At 64.6% G+C, this 19,311-nt stretch carries 17 protein-coding genes; 13 read left to right on the top strand and 4 right to left on the bottom strand.

Annotated elements, in window-relative coordinates:
• Positions 1 to 114: 114 nt before the first annotated feature.
• The 3 genes from EN857_RS01065 (at position 115) to EN857_RS01055 (ending at position 2,693) form a co-directional block, all read left to right on the top strand.
• Positions 115 to 534, top strand: coding sequence for a helix-turn-helix domain-containing protein (locus EN857_RS01065; RefSeq protein WP_127282756.1), 420 nt, complete (start codon positions 115 to 117; stop codon positions 532 to 534).
• A 171-nt stretch (positions 535 to 705) separates the two neighbouring features.
• Entirely contained in the window at positions 706 to 1,971 is a 1,266-nt protein-coding gene (gene metK / locus EN857_RS01060) for a methionine adenosyltransferase (protein ID WP_127390845.1), read from the top strand.
• 20 nt (positions 1,972 to 1,991) lie between these two features.
• Positions 1,992 to 2,693, top strand: a complete 702-nt coding sequence (locus EN857_RS01055; protein WP_135857614.1) for a tRNA (guanosine(46)-N(7))-methyltransferase TrmB — start codon at positions 1,992 to 1,994, stop codon at positions 2,691 to 2,693.
• A gap of 57 nt (positions 2,694 to 2,750) precedes the next feature.
• On the opposite strand, the gene EN857_RS01050 is transcribed toward EN857_RS01055, so the two are convergent.
• Positions 2,751 to 2,915, bottom strand: coding sequence for a hypothetical protein (locus tag EN857_RS01050; RefSeq protein ID WP_135857612.1), 165 nt, complete (start codon positions 2,913 to 2,915; stop codon positions 2,751 to 2,753).
• A gap of 328 nt (positions 2,916 to 3,243) precedes the next feature.
• Between EN857_RS01050 and rimP the strand changes: the two genes are divergently transcribed.
• The 10 genes from rimP (at position 3,244) to EN857_RS01000 (ending at position 15,552) form a co-directional block, all read left to right on the top strand.
• Complete coding sequence (gene rimP / locus EN857_RS01045) at positions 3,244 to 3,876, top strand: ribosome maturation factor RimP (RefSeq protein WP_135857610.1); 633 nt, start codon at positions 3,244 to 3,246, stop codon at positions 3,874 to 3,876.
• Positions 3,877 to 3,924: 48 nt separating this feature from the next.
• On the top strand, positions 3,925 to 5,520 hold the full coding sequence (gene nusA / locus EN857_RS01040) for a transcription termination factor NusA (protein WP_127282761.1): 1,596 nt from the start codon (positions 3,925 to 3,927) through the stop codon (positions 5,518 to 5,520).
• Positions 5,521 to 5,558: 38 nt separating this feature from the next.
• Positions 5,559 to 6,209: an RNA-binding protein gene (locus EN857_RS01035; protein ID WP_127390842.1), complete on the top strand. Its 651-nt coding sequence runs from the start codon at positions 5,559 to 5,561 to the stop codon at positions 6,207 to 6,209.
• Entirely contained in the window at positions 6,206 to 8,779 is a 2,574-nt protein-coding gene (gene infB, locus EN857_RS01030; RefSeq protein ID WP_127282763.1) for a translation initiation factor IF-2, read from the top strand. The genes EN857_RS01035 and infB overlap by 4 nt, the downstream gene beginning before the upstream one ends.
• A 113-nt stretch (positions 8,780 to 8,892) precedes the next feature.
• Positions 8,893 to 9,321, top strand: coding sequence for a 30S ribosome-binding factor RbfA (gene rbfA, locus EN857_RS01025; protein WP_127390841.1), 429 nt, complete (start codon positions 8,893 to 8,895; stop codon positions 9,319 to 9,321).
• Complete coding sequence (gene truB, locus EN857_RS01020) at positions 9,321 to 10,286, top strand: tRNA pseudouridine(55) synthase TruB (protein WP_127282765.1); 966 nt, start codon at positions 9,321 to 9,323, stop codon at positions 10,284 to 10,286. Before rbfA ends, truB begins: the two co-directional genes overlap by 1 nt.
• 43 nt (positions 10,287 to 10,329) lie before the next feature.
• The gene (corA, locus tag EN857_RS01015) at positions 10,330 to 11,424 is read left to right on the top strand and encodes a magnesium/cobalt transporter CorA (protein WP_135857607.1); all 1,095 of its coding nucleotides are present in this window, start codon (positions 10,330 to 10,332) and stop codon (positions 11,422 to 11,424) included.
• 88 nt (positions 11,425 to 11,512) lie between these two features.
• Positions 11,513 to 11,887, top strand: a complete 375-nt coding sequence (rpsO, locus tag EN857_RS01010) for a 30S ribosomal protein S15 (protein WP_281035917.1) — start codon at positions 11,513 to 11,515, stop codon at positions 11,885 to 11,887.
• A gap of 415 nt (positions 11,888 to 12,302) precedes the next feature.
• Entirely contained in the window at positions 12,303 to 14,453 is a 2,151-nt protein-coding gene (gene pnp / locus EN857_RS01005; RefSeq protein WP_135857604.1) for a polyribonucleotide nucleotidyltransferase, read from the top strand.
• Positions 14,454 to 14,538: 85 nt separating this feature from the next.
• Positions 14,539 to 15,552, top strand: coding sequence for a class I SAM-dependent methyltransferase (locus EN857_RS01000; RefSeq protein WP_135857602.1), 1,014 nt, complete (start codon positions 14,539 to 14,541; stop codon positions 15,550 to 15,552).
• 8 nt (positions 15,553 to 15,560) lie between these two features.
• Here the strand turns inward: EN857_RS01000 and EN857_RS00995 are convergent, their stop codons facing one another.
• From EN857_RS00995 to fabB, 3 genes are all read right to left on the bottom strand, one after another.
• On the bottom strand, positions 15,561 to 17,108 hold the full coding sequence (locus tag EN857_RS00995) for a bifunctional diguanylate cyclase/phosphodiesterase (protein WP_135857600.1): 1,548 nt from the start codon (positions 17,106 to 17,108) through the stop codon (positions 15,561 to 15,563).
• Positions 17,109 to 17,209: 101 nt separating this feature from the next.
• Positions 17,210 to 18,022, bottom strand: a complete 813-nt coding sequence (gene fabI / locus EN857_RS00990; RefSeq protein ID WP_135857598.1) for an enoyl-ACP reductase FabI — start codon at positions 18,020 to 18,022, stop codon at positions 17,210 to 17,212.
• A 12-nt stretch (positions 18,023 to 18,034) separates the two neighbouring features.
• On the bottom strand, positions 18,035 to 19,255 hold the full coding sequence (gene fabB, locus EN857_RS00985; protein WP_127312204.1) for a beta-ketoacyl-ACP synthase I: 1,221 nt from the start codon (positions 19,253 to 19,255) through the stop codon (positions 18,035 to 18,037).
• Positions 19,256 to 19,311: the final 56 nt, after the last annotated feature.

The raw sequence follows: 19,311 nt of genomic DNA, 5'->3' as shown, positions 1-19,311 counted from the left end.
AAGCGCCTGAAATTTCTCGAAGTCGGTTGGAGGTTCTGTTAGGTGGGCAGTTGGCTCCGGCTTCGTTTGGGCAAGAAAAAATAGAAAAAGCCGGAAAAATTCGGCGAGGAGAAAATGACAGAAGAAAATAAGAAAAAACCGAATCCGATCGACATCCATGTCGGAAGTCGCATCAGGCTTCGGCGCAATATGCTTGGAATGAGCCAGGAGAAGCTGGGTGAGAATCTCGGCATCACGTTTCAACAGATCCAGAAGTACGAGAAAGGCACGAACCGGGTCGGCGCCAGCCGTTTGCAGGCCATAGCGTCCATCCTCAGCGTGCCCGTAGCCTTCTTTTTCGAGGATGCCCCGGGTCAGGAGGCCGTGGGCAACCGAGGATTCGCCGAAGACCCGTCGATGGCATTCGCCGTCGAGTTCTGCGGCAGTCCGGAAGGGCTTCAGCTCAACCGCGCCTTCGTCAAGATTGCCGACGTCAAGGTGCGTCGCAGGATCATCGATCTGGTGAAATCGCTTTCTACCGACGACGCCGACTGATCCAGGGGACTTGTGCCACCGGCGGCGCCCCGCTGGTGGTGGCACAAGACAAACTGTGCTCACATTCATGCCGGAACCGCGGCAGCGCTTGACGAGCGGCGCCCGGCACCGCTAACACGTGGCGCGCCAAAAATCGGCAACCTGCCGATCTTTCTTCAAGAGGGGACACCCGTGACGCGGCTGAACTACTTCTTCACCTCGGAATCCGTTGCCGAGGGCCATCCCGATAAGGTTTGCGACCGTATCTCCGACGAAATCGTCGATCTGGTCTATCGCGAGGCCAAGAAGACCGGCATGGACCCGTGGAAAGTCCGTGTCGCCTGCGAGACCCTGGCGACGACCAATCGCGTCGTCATCGCCGGCGAGGTCCGGGTTCCAGAGACGCTGCTGAAGAAAGACAAGGCCGGCAACATCCTCAAGGACGCCGCCGGTCATCCGGTCGTCAATCCGGCAAAGTTCAAGTCGGTTGCCCGCAAGGCGATCCGCGAGATCGGCTACGAGCAGGCCGGCTTCCACTGGAAGACGGCGAAGATCGATGTTCTGCTGCACGGCCAGTCGCCCGACATCGGCCAGGGCGTCGACAGCGCCGCCGACCGCCAGGGCGAGGAAGGTGCCGGCGACCAGGGCATCATGTTCGGCTACGCCTGCCGCGAGACGCCGGACCTGATGCCGGCGCCGATCTACTACAGCCACAAGATACTCGAACTCCTGGCCGCCGCGCGCCACGAAGGCGACGGCGATGCCGGCAAGCTCGGGCCGGACGCCAAAAGCCAGGTCACCGTGCGCTATGTCGACGGCAAGGCCGCGGAAGCGACGCAGATCGTGCTGTCGACCCAGCATCTCGATGCGACCTGGGATTCCAAGAAGGTCCGCAAGGTCGTCGAGCCCTATATCCGCGAGGCGCTGGGCGATCTCAAGATCGCCGAGGACTGCAACTGGTATATCAATCCGACCGGCAAGTTCGTCATCGGCGGTCCGGATGGTGACGCCGGCCTCACCGGGCGCAAGATCATCGTCGACACCTATGGTGGGGCCGCGCCGCATGGCGGCGGCGCCTTCTCCGGCAAGGACACCACCAAGGTCGACCGCTCGGCAGCCTATGCGGCGCGCTACCTCGCCAAGAACGTCGTCGCAGCCAAGCTCGCCGACCGCTGCACCATCCAGTTGTCCTACGCCATCGGCGTCGCGCAGCCGCTGTCGGTCTATGTCGACCTGCACGGCACCGGCAAGGTCGACGAGGCGAGGCTGGAGGATGCGCTGCGCTCGGTCATGGACCTGTCGCCATCCGGCATCCGCCGTCACCTCGACCTCAACCGGCCGATCTACGCAAAAACCTCGTCCTACGGCCATTTCGGCCGCAAGGCCGGCCGCGACGGTTCCTTCTCCTGGGAGAAGACCGATCTCGCCAAGGCGCTGAAGGATGCGGTCGCCGCCTGACGGCGACTGCAGACCTGTCCATGGATCCAAAAGACAGACCGAGCCGCGCGACCGAAGCTTTTTTCGGTCGCCGGCGCGGCAAGACCATCCGTCCGCAGCAGGCCGCGGCGCTGGAAAGCGGGTTTCAGACCTACAGGCTTGATCTGGCGGCCGCGCCGCCGGCCGAATTGCGGACGCTGTTTGCCGCCGACGTTTCCGCCGTCCAGCTCGAGATCGGTTTCGGCGGCGGCGAGCACCTGCTGCATCGCGCGACGGCGGCTCCGCAGACCGGCTTCATCGGCGTCGAGCCCTTCGTCAACGGCATGGCCAAGCTGATGATGGCGGTACGGGAAAAGCCGCTGGCCAATCTCAGGGTTCATGACGACGACGCCACGCGGCTGGTCGACTGGCTGCCGTCGGCTTCGCTCGACGGCATCGACCTGCTCTATCCCGATCCCTGGCCGAAGAAGAAGCACTGGAAGCGACGCTTCGTCGGTCCGGTCAATCTCGACCGTTTCGCCCATGTGCTGAAGCCGGGCGGAAAATTCCGCTTCGCCTCCGACATCGACACTTATGTGAACTGGACGCTTTTGCATTGCCGGGCGCACGGCGCCTTTGCATGGCAGGCGCAGGAAGCGGCAGACTGGCATCGGCCCTATGATGGCTGGCCGGGCACGCGCTATGAGGCCAAGGCGCTGCGTGAGGGCCGGCGGCCCGCCTATCTGACTTTCGTCAGGACATAGGCCCGGCGCGATACGGTTGACCGCGCCAGGCGGGCAGCATCAGAAGCACCCGATCCTTCAGAAGCGGCCCATCCTGTCGAAGGCGGCCGGGTCGATGCCGAGCTTGCGCAGATCGTTGGCGCGCGGCCTGCGGCCGGCTTCGACGGACCGCGACGCGGCAACGGCGCTGCCGAAGGTGGTGAAGATGTCGCCGATGGCGGAAAACAGCTTGCGGCTACCCATGATTTTCAACCTTTCGCGCGCCACCGCGCGCAATTTCTCTTGTTGTGCGATGCAACATAGATAGGCACGGCGCGCCCGGGATCACAGAGGCGTTGCCGCATGGACGCCATGCGCCGGGCGCAAGGCTGCCTGTGCCGGTCCCCATCTGCCGGTGGTACGCAGCAAGAGCGCCGCGTTTGCCACGCCCCTCACGGCAGGCTTGAAACGCCGAGCGGGATCGTTTATATCAGCCTCAAATTCTTGGTCGGTATGACGAAGAGTGGGTCCACCCGGTCCCGCTCTTTTTTATTACCTGCCGGCCAGCCACGAAAAGAGCGACAGGGACCTGATGAGCGCAGCGGCAATCGACGCCGACGACCGTATCATCCGCGAAAGCGGGATCGATGCGCGCATAGCGCTGATCGTGCAGCCGGTGCTGCGCGGCATCGGCTTCCGCCTGGTGCGGGTGCATCTGTCGGGCCAGAACGGGCTGACGCTGCAGATCATGGCCGAACGCGAGGACGGCACCATGACCGTCGAGGATTGCGAGGAAGTCAGCCGCGCCGTCTCGCCCGCACTCGATGTCGAAGATCCGATCGAAAAGGCGTATCATCTCGAAGTGTCTTCGCCCGGCATCGACCGGCCGCTGGTGCGCAAGTCGGATTTCACCACCTGGACCGGCCATCTGGTCAAGATGGAGACCTCGGTTCTGGTCGGCGACCGCAAGCGCTTCAAGGGCAAGATCGCCGAGAGCGACGATGATGGCGTGCTGATCGCCCGCGACAAGGCTGCCTATGGCGAGGAGCCGACGGTGCGCGTGCCTTACGATGTGATCGCCGATGCCCGGCTGGTGCTGACCGACGATCTCATCCGCGACGCCCTGTCGAAGGACAACAGGGCGCGCAAGGAAGCCAAGAAGCGTCGCGGCGAAGCGGAAGACGCTGCCGCGGATACGGAAAACGAAACCGAACAGGACAATTGATTTGAGCCGCCCGGCGACAGGTCCGGCAACAGGCTCGGGAGAAAGACAATGGTTGTAAGCGCCAACAGACTGGAACTGCTGCAGATCGCCGACGCGGTCGCGCGTGAAAAGTCGATCGACAAGTCGATCGTCATCGCCGCCATGGCCGATGCGATCCAGAAGGCTGCGCGCTCGCGCTATGGCCAGGAGACCAACATCCGCGCCGACATCAACGCCAACACCGGCGAGATGAAGCTGCAGCGGCTGATGGAAGTGGTCGAGAAGGTCGAGGACTACGCCACGCAGATCGCCATTTCCTCGGCCCGCGAGCGCAACCCCGACGCCCAGCTCGGCGACTTCATCGCCGAACAACTGCCGCCGATGGATTTCGGCCGCATCGCCGCCCAGTCGGCCAAGCAGGTCATCGTCCAGAAGGTGCGCGAGGCCGAGCGTGACCGCCAGTATGACGAATACAAGGACCGTATCGGCGAGATCGTCAACGGCACCGTCAAGCGCGTCGAATACGGCAACGTCATCGTCGATCTCGGCCGCGGCGAAGCGATCATCCGTCGCGACGAGCTGATTCCGCGCGAAAACTACAAATATGGCGACCGCGTCCGCGCCTATGTCTACGACGTGCGCCGCGAGCAGCGCGGCCCGCAGATCTTCCTGTCGCGCACCCATCCGCAGTTCATGGCGAAGCTCTTCACCATGGAAGTGCCGGAAATCTACGACGGCATCATCGAGATCAAGTCGGTGGCCCGCGATCCGGGCTCGCGCGCCAAGATCGCCGTCATCTCGCGCGATAGCTCGATCGATCCGGTCGGCGCCTGCGTCGGCATGCGCGGCAGCCGCGTCCAGGCGGTGGTCGGCGAATTGCAGGGCGAGAAGATCGACATCATTCCGTGGTCGCCGTCGGCCGCGTCCTTCATCGTCAACGCGCTGCAGCCGGCCGAGGTCGCCAAGGTGGTGCTCGACGAGGATGCCGAGCGCATCGAGGTCGTGGTGCCGGACGACCAGCTGTCGCTGGCCATCGGCCGTCGCGGCCAGAACGTCCGCCTTGCCTCGCAGCTCACTGGCTGGGACATCGATATCCTGACCGAGCAGGAAGAGAGCGAGCGCCGCCAGAAGGAATTCGTCGAGCGTTCGGCGTTGTTCATGGAAGCCCTCGACGTCGACGAGATGGTCGGCCAGGTGCTGGCCTCCGAAGGTTTCACCAGCGTCGAGGAAGTCGCCTATGTCGATGCCGGCGAAATCGCCTCCATCGATGGCTTCGACGAGGATACCGCTTCGGAGATCCAGACGCGCGCCCGTGAATATCTGGAGAAGATCGAGGCCGAGCATGACGACAAGCGCAAGGCGCTCGGCGTCGAGGACGAACTGCGCGAGATTCCCGGCATCACCACCGCCATGATGGTGACGCTCGGCGAGGACGGCGTGAAGACCATTGAGGATTTCGCCGGCTATGCCGCGGACGACCTGACCGGCTGGAAGGAACGCAAGGACGGCGAGACCAAGGTCTATCCGGGCGTGCTCGCCAGCCACGGCGTGTCGCGCGCCGATGCCGAGCAGATGGTGCTGGCAGCCCGCCTCAAGGCCGGCTGGATCACCGAGGACGAGCTTGCCGCGCAGGAAGCGCCGGCTGACGAAGCCGTCGGTGCGTGAGGTGAAACCGCATCGCACAGAACCCGCCCCCGGACGAGATGAACGATCGCACCTGCATCGTCACCCGCAAGCAGGCCGAACCGGATGAATTGATCCGTTTCGTCGTCGGCCCGGATTCGGCCGTCGTCCCGGACCTCAAGAGAAATCTGCCCGGCCGCGGTTGCTGGGTCAGCGCCGAACGCCTACATGTCGACAAGGCAGCGGCGAAAAACCTGTTTGCCCGCGCCTTCAAGGCGCAGGTGAACGTTCCCGCCGATCTCGGCGGCATGGTCGACGGGCTGCTTTCCCGATCCGCGTTGGGTATGCTGGGCCTCGCCCGCAAGGCCGGCGCGGTCGTTCTCGGCGCTGCCAAGGTCGAGAACGCGGTGCGCGACGGTCAGGCTTTGCTGGTGCTTCATGCGACCGAAGCATCGGATGACGGCGTTCGCAAGATCAGCCAGGCGCGGCGGGCGACCGTTCATCTCGGCGGCCCCGCCATCCCTGCCTACAAACTTTTCCCCGAGGCCGAGTTGAGCTTGGCATTGGGGGGTACAAATGTGATACATGCTGCCGTCCTCGCGCAAGACGCGGGAAGGGCGGTTGAGAAGCGCATGGTTGCGCTCGACCGGTATCGGGGCGGTACCCCGGACGATCTGGCAATGCTTGCGGACGTTGCTGACGAAGATGATGCCGCAGAGGATATGGAATGAGCGATACGAAATCGGGCGACGACAAGACGTTGAGCGTTACGCCGAAGAAGACCTTGACGCTGAAGCGCCCCGGCATGGAACAGGGCACTGTGCGCCAGAACTTCTCGCACGGCCGCACCAAGGCGGTCGTCGTCGAGACCAAGAAGCGCAAGTTCTCGCTGCACGGCGACAAGCCGGAGCCGGCGGCCGCTCCCGTGTCCGTCTTCGCGCCGAAGCCCGCCGCCGCGGCAGCGCCCGCTGTCCAGGAAGCGCCGAAGGCGCCACCGCCGCCGCCTCCAGCCGAGCGTGGCGGCATGGTGCTCAACGAATTGTCGCGCGGCGAGATGGAAGCCCGCCGCAGGGCGCTCGAAGGCTCCAAGGCGCGCGAGATCGAAGATCGCCAGCGTGCCCAGGAAGATGCCAAGCGCCGCGCCGATGACGAGGAGCGCCGCCGTCGCGAGCGTGAGGAATCCGCGCGCCGCCAGGCCGAGGAAGAAGCGCGACTGCAGACCGAGGCCGAATCCCGGCGCCGCGCCGAGGAAGAGGCGCGCCGCCGTGCCCCGCAGGCCGCCGAGCTGGCGACGCCGGACGATGAGGAAGAGGTCAAGCCGAAGCGCACCAGTGGCGCAGGCGCCCCCGTGCGCCGCCTGGTTACGCCCGAAGTGGCGCGTCCAGCCAAGCCGACCAAGGGCGAGGAAGATCGCCGCCGCGGCAAGCTGACGCTGAATTCGGCGCTGTCCGACGAGGATGCGCGCGCTCGCTCGCTGTCGTCGATGCGCCGCCGTCAAGAGAAGTTCAAGCGCGCGATGCATAACGAGCCGCGCGAGAAGGTCATGCGCGAAGTGATCCTGCCCGAAACCATCACCATCCAGGAACTGGCGCAGCGCATGTCCGAGCGCGCCGTCGACGTGGTCAAGTTCTTCATGAAGCAGGGCCAGATCATGAAGCCGGGCGACGTCATCGACGCCGACACCGCCGAACTGGTGGCCACCGAATTCGGCCACACGGTGCGCCGCGTCGCCGAGTCCGACATCGAGGAAGGCCTGTTCAACATCGCCGACCGTGCCGAAGACCTGGTGGCGCGTCCGCCCGTGGTCACGATCATGGGCCATGTCGACCACGGCAAGACCTCGCTGCTCGACGCCATCCGCAACGCCAATGTCGTCTCCGGCGAAGCCGGCGGCATCACCCAGCACATCGGCGCCTACCAGGTCGAGAAGAACGGTCAGAAGATCACCTTCATCGACACGCCCGGCCACGCCGCCTTCACGGCGATGCGCGCCCGTGGCGCCCAGGCGACCGACATCGCCGTGCTGGTGGTTGCGGCCGACGACAGCGTGATGCCGCAGACGATCGAATCGATCAGCCATGCCAAGGCGGCCGGCGTGCCGATCATCGTGGCCATCAACAAGATCGACAAGCGTGACGCCGACCCGCAAAAGGTGCGTTCCGAACTGCTGCGCCATGAGGTTTTCGTCGAGTCCATGGGCGGCGAGGTGCTGGACGTCGAAGTGTCGGCGACCAAGGGCACCAATCTCGACAAGCTGCTCGAAGCGATCCTGCTGCAGGCCGAAATCCTCGACCTGAAAGCCAATCCGGACCGCACCGCCGAGGGCGTCGTCATCGAGGCGCAGCTCGACAAGGGCCGCGGCCCCGTCGCCACCGTGCTGGTGCAGACCGGCACGCTGATGCCGGGCGACATCCTCGTCGCCGGCAACGAGTGGGGCCGGGTGCGCGCGCTGGTCAACGATCGTGGCGAGCACGTCAAGGAAGCGCCGCCGGCGATGCCGGTGGAGGTGCTGGGCCTGCAGGGCACCCCGCAGGCCGGCGATCGCTTCGCCGTCGTCAACAACGAGGCCCGCGCCCGCGAAATCACCGAATACCGTCAGCGCCTGGCGCGCGAGAAGGCGGTGGCCAAGCATGCCGGCCAGCGCGGCTCGCTGGAGCAGATGATGTCGCAGTTGCAGACGAGCGGGCTGAAGGAGTTCCCGCTGGTCATCAAGGGCGACGTGCAGGGCTCGATCGAGGCGATCAGCGCCGCACTCGAGAAGCTCGGCAACGACGAAGTGCGCGCGCGCATCGTCCATGCCGGAGCCGGCGGCATCACCGAAAGCGACGTGTCGCTGGCGGAGACCTCCGGTGCCGCGATCATCGGCTTCAATGTCCGCGCCAATACGCAGGCACGTGCCGCCGCCGCGGCCGCCGGCATCGAGATCCGCTACTACTCGATCATCTACAATCTCGTCGATGACGTGAAGGCGGCTCTCTCCGGCATGCTCTCGCCGGAGCGTCGCGAGACCTTCATCGGCAATGCCGAGATCCTCGAGATCTTCGACATCACCAAGGTCGGCAAGATCGCCGGCTGCCGTGTCACCGAAGGCAAGGTCGAACGCGGCGCCGGCGTGCGCCTGATCCGCGACAACGTCGTCATCCACGAAGGCACGCTGAAGACACTGAAGCGCTTCAAGGACGAGGTTTCGGAAGTGCCGGGCGGCCAGGAGTGCGGCATGGCCTTCCAGAACTACGAGGACATGCGCGTCGGCGACGTCATCGAGTGCTTCCGCATCGAGATGGTAACCCGCACGCTCTGAGTTCGAGCATCGCATCGAGAAGTCCGGGCGGTGGTCGCAAGGCCGCCGCCCACACCACATGAGACATGCGGCGCGGTCCCATCCCGCGCATCACGATTTCAGGACCGAGGAAAATGTCCCGTTCAACCACGTCAGGCCCGTCCCAGCGCATGCTGCGTGTCGGTGAGCAGGTGCGCCACGCGCTGTCCGAAACCTTGCAGCGCGGCGAGATTATCGATCCGCTGGTCGAGAACAGCGTGATCTCGGTTTCCGAGGTCCGCATGTCGCCCGATCTGAAGATCGCCACCGCTTTCGTCTCGCCGCTCGGCGCCAGCGACGACAATGCAGTGGTCGAAGCGCTTAACAAGCATGCGAAATTCATCCGCGGCCGTGTCTCGGGCGCGCTGAGGCAGATGAAGTACATGCCGGAGTTTCGCTTCCGGCTGGACACGTCCTTCGACAATTTCGCCCGCATCAACGATTTGCTGAAGTCGCCGGAAGTGGCGCGGGATCTCAGCCACGACGACGACAAAGACAAAGACGACAAGAAGGACAGCGAATAGTGGGCCGTCGCGGCAAGAAGAAGGGCAGGCCGGTTTCCGGCTGGGTGGTTCTGGACAAGCCGGTCGGCATGGGTTCGACCGAGGCCGTCTCCAAGATCAAATGGCTGTTCCAGGCCGAGAAGGCCGGCCATGCCGGCACGCTCGACCCGCTGGCGTCGGGAATGCTGCCGATCGCGCTCGGCGAAGCGACCAAGACCGTGCCCTACGTGCAGGACGGCGCCAAGGTCTATCGCTTTACCGTCGCCTGGGGCGAGGAGCGCTCGACTGATGATCTCGAGGGCCCGGTGACCAACAGCTCGGAGCGGCGTCCGGCCGAGGCCGAGGTGAAGGCGCTGCTGCCGAAATACACCGGCGTCATCATGCAGACGCCGCCGCAGTTCTCGGCCATCAAGATCGCCGGCGAGCGCGCCTATGACCTCGCCCGCGAGGGCGAGACGGTCGACATCCCCGCGCGCGAGATCGAGATCGGCCGCCTCGATATTGTCGAGCACGACGCCGGCCGCACCGTTTTCGAGGTCGAATGCGGCAAGGGCACCTATGTGCGTTCGCTCGCCCGCGACATGGGCCGCGACCTCGGCTGCTTCGGCCATATCGCGGAGCTGCGCCGTGTCGAGGTCGAGCCGTTCACGCCGGAGGACTTCGTCACCGTCGCCGAACTCGAAGCCGCCCGTTTCGGCGAACGCGGCGAGGTGGCGGGGGATGACGACGCATCCGACGCGCCGGTCGACTTCGATGCCATCGACGCGCTGCTGGTCGACACCGCGGCAGCGCTCGAATGCCTGCCGCAGGTCACCGTCAGCGACGACGCGGCGACCAGGATCCGGCTCGGCAATCCGGTCATCATCCGCGGCCGCGACGCTCCGGTCGAGGCCGAGGAAGCCTGCGCCACGGTGCGCGGCAGGCTGGTCGCCATCGGCGCCATCGAGCAGGGCATGTTCAAGCCCAAGCGGGTCTTTGCCGGATGACGGCGCTCGGCTAGTTTCGGTTCGGCATTGGGGGCAGGGGGATATGGCGAAGACTGAGACGGCAACGAAGCGCGGGCCAATGAAGACGCGCCGGCCACCGGTCGGCGCCTCGCCGGGCACACTGATCGCCGATCCGGCGGCACGGCGCAGCGAGCTCCGGCTGACGCTGATCTCGCCCGACAAATTCGAGACCATCGAGAACGCCAGCATCGATGATCTCAATGCCCATTGCGACCAGTGGCCCGTCGTCTGGCTGGATTGCACCGGCCTCGCCAACATCCCGCTGATCGAGGAGATCGGCCGCATCTTCAGCCTGCATCCGCTGGCGCTCGAAGATGTCGTCAACACTGGCCAGCGGCCGAAGGTGGACTTCTTCGAGGACCATGCCTTTGTCGTTATGCGCATGATCGACGATGTCACGGCCCATCGCTACGAGCAGATCGCGGTCTTCTTCGGCAGCAACTTCGTCGTCACCTTCCAGGAGCGCGAGGGCGATCCGTTCAATCCGGTTCGCAAGCGCATCGCCAGCTCGGTGCCGAACCGGCTGCGCGCGCGCGGCGCCGACTATCTCGCCTATGCGTTGATCGACGCCATCGTCGACAGCTATTTCCCGCCGATCGAGGCCGCCAGCGAACTGGTCGACGGCATCGAGGACGAGATGCTGCGCGCGCCGCACAAGCAGCAGATGCGGCAACTGCACGAGTTGCGGCGCGACGCCAATGTGCTGAAGGGTGTGCTTTGGCCGATGCGCGATGCGCTGGCGACGCTGATCCGCAACGACGTGCCCTACGTGAAGGCCGAGACCAAGGTCTTTTTCAACGACACGCTCGATCATTCGCTGCGCCTGATCGAATTGGTCGAAACCCAGCGCGACATGCTGACCGGGCTGATCGAGATGCACCTGTCGCTGAGCCAGGCGCGCACCAACGACGTCATCTCCTATCTGACCATCGTCTCGGTGATCTTCATGCCGCTGACCTTCCTGGTCGGCGTCTGGGGCATGAACTTCGACCCCGATACCTCGCCATGGAACATGCCGGAGCTGAAGGCCTATTACGGCTACCCCACGGCGCTGCTGTTCATGGCCCTCGTTGCCGCCGGGCTGATTGCTTTCTTCAAGTGGAAGAAGTGGTTGTAGTCGAACGCAAATCTTCAGTTTTCAGGGAAAAGGCCTGCGACAAGCCGGCTTGTGATTTGGGCTGGCGTTTTCCGGGGAATTGCCCTATATGCGCCGCAGCTTCGCGCCGTGTCGCGTTGCTTGCACCGGCCCCTGCTGGACGACATCCCGGCTGAGGGCGACCCGTTTCCTCAAACAGATAAGGAAAAACACGATGTCGATTACTGCCGAGCGCAAAAAAGAATTGATGGGTGAATTCGCAACCGCCAAGGGCGATACCGGGTCTCCGGAAGTTCAGGTGGCCATCCTTTCCGAGCGCATCAAGAACCTGACCGACCACTTCAAGGACCACAAGAAGGATAACCATTCCCGCCGTGGTCTGCTCGCTCTCGTCTCACAGCGCCGCAGCCTGCTTGATTATCTCAAGCGCAAGGACGACGCGCGCTATCAGACGCTGATCGAGAAGCTCGGTCTGCGCCGTTGACGAATTGACCGGCGGGCTTTCCTCGGGAGAGCCCGCCGGTCGCGCATTTGGTGCATCGGATCGCTCCAGTGCACCAGTGACAGGATGAAGCGCCGCGCATCGATCGGATACGCAAACGGACGCTTCGCGAAGTTGGCATTTGCGCAGGGCCGTTCTGAGAGCCGCGGCTTTCAGGTCATGCGCAAGGCCGGTCGGATCGATCGGCCAGACCCGGTTTCGAGCCAGCAAAGGGCTGCTTGGAACCGCCCATGGACGGTCATGGGGCAGGATTGCAGGATGCTCGTGCGGCCAGCGTGCCGGGATTGATGCGAGCGTCCCGTTGTCTTGCCCGTGGCTGCCCGAGAAAAGAAGCCAGGGGAAAGGGCATCCGCGCACGACAAGCCGCGCGACCCTTTCCGCATATGAAGGACAAGACATGTTCAATCACCACAAAGTGGAAATCGAGTGGGGCGGCCGTCCGCTCGTTCTGGAAACCGGCAAGATCGCGCGCCAGGCTGACGGCGCGGTGCTCGCCACCTACGGCGAGACCAAGGTCCTCGCCACCGTCGTTTCGATGAAGGAGCCGAAGCCCGGCCTCGATTTCTTCCCGCTGACCGTCAATTACCAGGAAAAGACCTACGCCGCCGGCAAGATCCCGGGCGGCTATTTCAAGCGCGAAGGCCGTCCGAGCGAGAAGGAAACGCTGGTTTCCCGCCTGATCGACCGCCCGATCCGCCCGCTCTTCGCCGATGGCTACAAGAACGACACCCAGATCGTCGTCACCGTCGTCCAGCACGACCTCGAGAACGATCCGGACATCCTGTCGATCGTTGCCACCTCGGCCGCGCTGACGTTGTCCGGGGTCCCCTTCATGGGCCCGATCGGTGGCGCCCGCGTCGGCTACATCAACGGCGAGTACGTGCTTAACCCGCATATCGACGAGATGCAGGAATCCAAGCTCGACCTCGTCGTCGCCGGCACCACCGATGCCGTGCTGATGGTCGAATCCGAGGCCAAGGAACTCTCCGAAGAGCTGATGCTCGGCGCCGTCATGTTCGGCCACAAGGGCTTCCAGCCGGTGATCGAGGCGATCATCAAGCTGGCCGAGGTCGCCGCCAAGGATCCGCGCGACTTCACCGCCCCGGACTATTCCGCGCTCGAACGCGAAATGCTGAAGATCGTCGGCGACGAGCTTCGCGATGCCTACAAGATCACCGACAAGCAGGCCCGCTATGCCGCCGTCGACGCCGTCAAGGCGAAGGTGAAGGCGGCGTTCGCGCCGGCCGAAGGCGAGGAAGCCAGGTACACGTCCGAGCAGATCGGCTCCGTGTTCAAGGAACTCCAGGCCAAGGTTGTGCGCTGGAACATCCTCGACACCGGCTCGCGTATCGATGGCCGCGACCTGAAGACGGTCCGCAAGATCGTCTCCGAAGTCGGCGTCCTGCCGCGCACCCACGGTTCGGCGCTGTTCACCCGCGGCGAGACCCAGGCGCTGGTCGTCGCCACGCTCGGCACCGGCGAGGATGAGCAGTATGTCGACTCGCTGACCGGCATGTACAAGGAGAAGTTCCTCCTCCACTACAACTTCCCGCCCTACTCGGTCGGCGAGACCGGCCGCATGGGCTCGCCGGGCCGCCGCGAGATCGGCCACGGCAAGCTTGCCTGGCGCGCCATCCGGCCGATGCTGCCCTCCGCCGACCAGTTCCCCTACACGCTGCGCGTCGTCTCGGAGATCACCGAGTCCAACGGTTCGTCCTCGATGGCGACCGTCTGCGGCACCTCGCTGGCGCTGATGGATGCCGGCGTGCCGCTGGCCAAGCCGGTTGCCGGCATCGCCATGGGCCTGATCAAGGAAGGCGAGCGCTTCGCGGTGCTCTCCGACATCCTGGGCGACGAAGATCATCTCGGCGACATGGACTTCAAGGTCGCCGGCACAGCCAACGGCATCACCTCGCTGCAGATGGACATCAAGATCGAGGGCATCACCGAGGAGATCATGCAGATCGCGCTGGACCAGGCCAAGGATGGCCGCCAGCATATCCTCGGCGAGATGGCGCATGCTCTGACCGGCGCTCGCCCCGAACTCGGTGAGTTCGCACCGCGCATCGAAGTCATGCACATCCCGACCGACAAGATCCGCGACGTCATCGGTTCCGGCGGCAAGGTCATCCGCGAGATCGTCGAGAAGACCGGCGCCAAGATCAACATCGAGGACGACGGCACGATCAAGATCGCTTCGGCCAACGCCAAGGAGATCGAGGCGGCGAAGAAGTGGATCCACACCATCGTTGCCGAGCCGGAAGTCGGCGAGATCTATGAAGGCACGGTCGTCAAGACCGCCGACTTCGGCGCCTTCGTCAACTTCTTCGGTCCGCGCGACGGCCTCGTCCACATTTCGCAGTTGGCCAACGAGCGCGTCGCCAAGACCTCAGACGTCGTCAAGGAAGGCGACAAGGTCTGGGTCAAGCTGATGGGCTTCGACGAGCGCGGCAAGGTCCGCCTGTCGATGAAGGTCGTCGACCAGGCCACCGGCAAGGAAATCGTGCGCGAGAAGAAGGCCGAAGGCGGCGAGGAAGACGCTGCCTGATCGGGCCGACCAGATAGTTGAGGCGGGCGCGGCTTATGTCGCGCCCGTTTTCGTTTAGGGGGCGTGTTTCCCGCGGGGTAAGGAAATGTCGGCAGAGCCGCTGAAGACGCTGTTCCATCCGTATGAGGCTGAGGCCCTCGACTTGCCGAAAGAGGGCGAGCGCGTGCTTTTCCTCGGCGCCGAGCCCGGTTTCCGCTTGCCCGGGGGCTTCGCAGCCGAGCTCCATCTCGTGCAGGGTTTTCGCCCGCATTTTCGCGCGCTGCAGGCGGCGGGTTTTCACGTCACGCCGCGAGCGGACGGCGCCGGCTTCGATGCCGCGCTCGTGCTCGCCGGCCGTCACCGCGGCCAGAACGAGCTGCGGGTCGCCGAAGCGATCGAACGCGTGGCGTCGGGTGGGCTGATCCTGGTTGCGGGCGGCAAGGAGGATGGTATCGCTAGCCTGCGCAAGCGTGTCGACGAGCTTGTGCCGCTCGACGGCCATTTGCCGAAGCATCACGGCGTCGCCTTCTGGTTCCGCCGGCCCGCGGACGTCGGCGCGGCGGCCGTGCTGCGCTCGGCTAATCCGGCGGTTGTGGTCGAAGGCCGTTTCCACACCACGCCAGGCATGTTCTCCTTCGATCGGCTCGATGCCGGCTCGAAACTGCTGGTGGGTAGCCTGCCGGGCGACATCAAGGGCGCCGTTGCCGATTTCTGCGCCGGTTGGGGCTATGTGGCGGCCGAGGCGGCGTCGCGCTTCCCGGGGCTCACCGGGCTCGATCTTTTCGAGGCGGATTTCGAGGCGCTGGAGGCGGCGAAGGCCAATGTGGCCAGCACGTCGGTCGAGCCGCGTTTCTTCTGGACCGATCTGCTCGGCGAGCCGGTCGAGCGGCGCTACGACGCCATCCTCATGAACCCGCCTTTCCACCGCGGCCGGGCGGCGGAGCCGGAGATCGGCGCCGGCATGATCCGGGCGGCAGCGAAGGCGATGAAACCCGGCGGACGCTTGCTCATGGTGGCGAACCGCCAGTTGCCTTACGAAGCGGTGCTGGCGGCGGCCTTCTCAAGCCATGCCGAGATCGCCCGCGACGGCACGTTCAAGGTGCTGTCGGCGCGCCGATAACGGGCGCCTTAATGCATGCTGACGATACGCGCCTCGCGCTTTTCGAAGCGCGCTTCGCCCATCCCGACTTTGAGCGGCGCCGGCCGGCCGAACAGGTAGCCTTGCACCACCTCGCACCCGGCGGCCCTGAGCAGCGTCGCCTGGTTTTCGGTCTCGACGCCTTCGGCGATGATGCCGACGCCGAGCGCGCGCGACAGCCCGACGATGGTCGAGACCACCGCGCCCGAGTTGGAATCGGTGTCGATGCGGCTGACGAAGGAACGGTCGATCTTGAGCTTGCCGAACGAGAAATCGATAAGGTAGCTGAGATTGGAATAGCCGGTGCCGAAATCGTCGACGGCCACCGAGATGCCCATCTCGGCAAGCTGCTGCAGGATGACGGCGGCGCGGTCGCGGTCCTGCATCATTGCGGTTTCGGTGACTTCCAGCTCGAGCCGTGACGGCTTGATGCCGGTGGCGACCATCGTTTCGCGCACCAGGCCGACGAAATCCTTGGTCATGAACTGCACCGGCGAGATGTTGACGGCGACGAAGCAGTCCTCGGGCAGGTACTGGGCGTCGCTGCAGGCCTTGCGCAGCACCCATTCGCCGATCGGGTTGATCATGCCCGTCTCTTCGGCGATCGGTATGAACTCGATCGGCGGGATCATGCCGCGTTCCGGGTGCTTCCAGCGGATAAGCGCCTCGTAGCCGATGATGCGGCCGCTCGGAAGGTCGAGCTGCGGCTGGTAGTGGAGGTCGAAATCGCCGCGCTCGAACGCGGTATGCAGTTCGGATTCGATCCATTGCCGATAGTCGGCGACCCGGCCCATGTCGCTATGGAAGACCGACCAGTTGCCGACGCCGCCGGCGCGCGCATTCTGCAGCGCCAGATTGGAACGGCGCAGCACCAGGACCGGGTCGACGCCGTCCTTGGGCATCGCCACGATGCCGACCGACAGGCTGACCGACTGCTGATGTGAATTGAGCTGATAGGGCTCCATCATCTCGTCGATGAGCTTCTCGATCGTCTGCTCGACCGAGCCCTTCAGCTCGCGGTCCGCCAGCAGCACCGCGAACTCGCCGGCGCCGATGCGCCCGAGCACCGCGCCCTCCGGCATGCGGTCCCTGAGCCGCTCGGCGAAGGCGCGGATCAGCTCGTCGCCATAGCTGTAGCCGATGGCGTCGTTGATGTGCTTGAAGCGGTCGATGTCGATGTCGATCAGGAACACCGGCTCGCCGGTGCGGATCGTCGCCGATGCCGCCTCGGCGATCTTGCCGACCATCGCCGGACGCGCCAGCAGGCCCGTCAGCTTGTCGAAATTGGTCTCGTTGAAGACATACTGCTCCGATTCATCGACACCGGCGAAGAAGGAAAGGGCGGCACCCGCCGCCGCCAGCGCGCAAAGCGCATCGATGATGCCGGCCATCGTTTCCGCCGGCATGCCGGCAAGACCGTCGCCGAAACCGAATTTCAGCCCCCAGATGCCGAGGATAAAGCTGCCCATGCCCGAGCTTGCTATGGTGAGCAGCCGGAACAACGGCGTTCGCTTCGGGTTGCTGGCAGCAGCAGACATGCAGAGTCCCTAAGTTGCGGGACGTTCTAGCGGAAATCTCCTTAAAATGAGTTTCCGCCAATGCATCCAATTTTACCGGAAGCCGAGTATTTCCCGCGGGATTATTCCCGGGCGCCGTCGGTCTGCTTCAATTCGTCGAGCGTCGGCATGGAAACGATGTGATAGCCGGAATCGACATAGTGGATCTCGCCGGTGACGCCGGAGGAGAGATCGGACAGCAGATAGAGCGCCGAGCCGCCGACCTCGTCGATGGTCACCGTGCGGCGCAGCGGCGAGTTGCGCTGCTGGTAGGAGAACATGTGGCGGGCGTCGGAAATCCCGGCGCCGGCGAGCGTGCGCACCGGCCCCGCCGAAATCCCGTTCACCCGGATGCCGCGCGGGCCGTAGTCATTGGCGAGATAGCGCACGCTGGCTTCCAGTCCGGCCTTGGCGACACCCATGACGTTGTAGTTCGGCATGACCCGCACCGAGCCGGCATAGGTCAGCGTGATCATCGAGCCGCCATCCGTCATCAGCGGCGCGGCGTTACGGGCCACCTCGGTGAAGGAATAGCAGGAGATCACCATGGTGCGGACGAAATTGTCCCGGCTGGTGTCGGCGTAGAGGCCCTTGAGCTCGTTCTTGTCGGAAAAGCCGATGGCATGGACGACGAAATCCAGCCCACCCCAGGCCTTGCCGAGGGTCTCGAACGTGGCGCTGACCGAGGCGCTGTCCTCGACGTCGCAAGGCACCACCAGCGATGCGCCGAGCTTGTCGGCAAGCGGCTTGACCCTGCGCCCGAAAGCGTCGCCCTGATAGGTGAAGGCGAGTTCGGCGCCGTGTTCGGACAATTTCCTGGCGATGCCCCAGGCGATCGAATGATCGTTGGCGACACCCATGACAAGCCCGCGCTTGCCCTTCATCAGTCCGTCCATGACTGGCGATCCTTATGCGGAATAGCGCTGGAAAATCAGCGTTGCGTTGGTGCCACCGAAACCGAAGGAATTCGACAAAACGGTGTCGATCCTGGCGTTGTCGATGCGCTTGCGCACGATCGGCATGCCTGCGAATTCCGGGTCGAGCTCCTCGATATGCGCGCTCTCGCCGATGAAGCCACCTTGCATCATCAGGATCGAGTAGATCGATTCCTGGACGCCGGCCGCGCCCAGCGAATGGCCGGTCAGCGACTTGGTCGAGGTGATGAACGGCATCTTGTCGCCGAACACCTCGCGGATGGCGCCCATCTCCTTGGAATCGCCGACCGGCGTCGAGGTGCCGTGCGTGTTGATGTAGTCGACCGGCGTAGACACCGTGGCGAGCGCCTGCCGCATGCAGCGCACCGCTCCTTCGCCCGAGGGCGCCACCATGTCGTAGCCGTCCGAGGTCGCGCCGTAGCCGACGATCTCGGCATAGATCTTGGCGCCGCGCGCCTTGGCGTGCTCCAACTCCTCCAGGATGAGCACGCCGGCGCCGCCGGCGATGACGAAGCCGTCGCGGTTGACGTCATAGGCGCGCGAAGCGGTGGATGCCTTGTCGTTGTACTTCGACGACATCGCGCCCATGGCGTCGAACAGGTCCGACATCGTCCAGTCGAGATCCTCGTGGCCGCCGGCGAACATCACGTCCTGCTTGCCCCACTGGATGAGCTCATAGGCGTTGCCGATGCAATGCGCGGAGGTCGAGCAGGCCGACGAGATCGAGTAGTTGACGCCGTGGATCTTGAACCAGGTGGCAAGCGTCGCCGATGCGGTCGACGACATCGCCTTCGGCACCGCGAACGGGCCGATGCGCTTGGGGCTGCCGTTCTTGAGCGTGGTTTCGGCCGCCTCGACGATGGTCCGGGTGGAGGGGCCGCCCGAGCCCATGACGATGCCGGTGCGTTCGTTGGTGATGTCGCTCTCGCCAAGCCCGGCGTCCGCAATCGCCTGGTCCATGGCGACGTGGTTCCACGCCGCGCCCTGCGACAGGAAGCGCATGGCGCGCCGGTCGATCATGGCCGACGGATCGAGCGTCGGCGCGCCCCAGACCTGGCAGCGGAAACCGTGTTCGGCGAAGGAATTGGAAAAGCTGATGCCTGATTTGGCATCGTGCAGCGAGGCCTGCACCTCGTTGGCGTTGTTGCCGATCGACGACACGATGCCGAGGCCCGTCACTACGACCCGTCTCATTCGCAACTCCTTCCGGCGCATGATGTCGAAAACCGTGATCGGAATTCGCAAACGAT

The organism is Mesorhizobium sp. M4B.F.Ca.ET.214.01.1.1 (assembly GCF_004791545.1).
Lineage (GTDB): Bacteria > Pseudomonadota > Alphaproteobacteria > Rhizobiales > Rhizobiaceae > Mesorhizobium > Mesorhizobium abyssinicae.
This window is presented reverse-complemented; position numbering and strand designations above follow the sequence as displayed.

What these genes read in the sequence shown, in the direction of transcription:
- EN857_RS01065 (WP_127282756.1), top strand. Translation starts at nt 115, where the DNA reads ATGACAGAAGAAAATAAGAAAAAACCGAATCCGATCGACATCCATGTC.
- EN857_RS01055 (WP_135857614.1), top strand. Translation starts at nt 1,992, where the DNA reads ATGGATCCAAAAGACAGACCGAGCCGCGCGACCGAAGCTTTTTTCGGT.
- EN857_RS01050 (WP_135857612.1), bottom strand. Translation starts at nt 2,915, where the DNA reads ATGGGTAGCCGCAAGCTGTTTTCCGCCATCGGCGACATCTTCACCACC.
- rimP (WP_135857610.1), top strand. Translation starts at nt 3,244, where the DNA reads ATGAGCGCAGCGGCAATCGACGCCGACGACCGTATCATCCGCGAAAGC.
- nusA (WP_127282761.1), top strand. Translation starts at nt 3,925, where the DNA reads ATGGTTGTAAGCGCCAACAGACTGGAACTGCTGCAGATCGCCGACGCG.
- EN857_RS01035 (WP_127390842.1), top strand. Translation starts at nt 5,559, where the DNA reads ATGAACGATCGCACCTGCATCGTCACCCGCAAGCAGGCCGAACCGGAT.
- infB (WP_127282763.1), top strand. Translation starts at nt 6,206, where the DNA reads ATGAGCGATACGAAATCGGGCGACGACAAGACGTTGAGCGTTACGCCG.
- rbfA (WP_127390841.1), top strand. Translation starts at nt 8,893, where the DNA reads ATGTCCCGTTCAACCACGTCAGGCCCGTCCCAGCGCATGCTGCGTGTC.
- corA (WP_135857607.1), top strand. Translation starts at nt 10,330, where the DNA reads ATGGCGAAGACTGAGACGGCAACGAAGCGCGGGCCAATGAAGACGCGC.
- rpsO (WP_281035917.1), top strand. Translation starts at nt 11,513, where the DNA reads ATGCGCCGCAGCTTCGCGCCGTGTCGCGTTGCTTGCACCGGCCCCTGC.
- pnp (WP_135857604.1), top strand. Translation starts at nt 12,303, where the DNA reads ATGTTCAATCACCACAAAGTGGAAATCGAGTGGGGCGGCCGTCCGCTC.
- EN857_RS01000 (WP_135857602.1), top strand. Translation starts at nt 14,539, where the DNA reads ATGTCGGCAGAGCCGCTGAAGACGCTGTTCCATCCGTATGAGGCTGAG.
- EN857_RS00995 (WP_135857600.1), bottom strand. Translation starts at nt 17,108, where the DNA reads ATGTCTGCTGCTGCCAGCAACCCGAAGCGAACGCCGTTGTTCCGGCTG.
- fabI (WP_135857598.1), bottom strand. Translation starts at nt 18,022, where the DNA reads ATGGACGGACTGATGAAGGGCAAGCGCGGGCTTGTCATGGGTGTCGCC.
- fabB (WP_127312204.1), bottom strand. Translation starts at nt 19,255, where the DNA reads ATGAGACGGGTCGTAGTGACGGGCCTCGGCATCGTGTCGTCGATCGGC.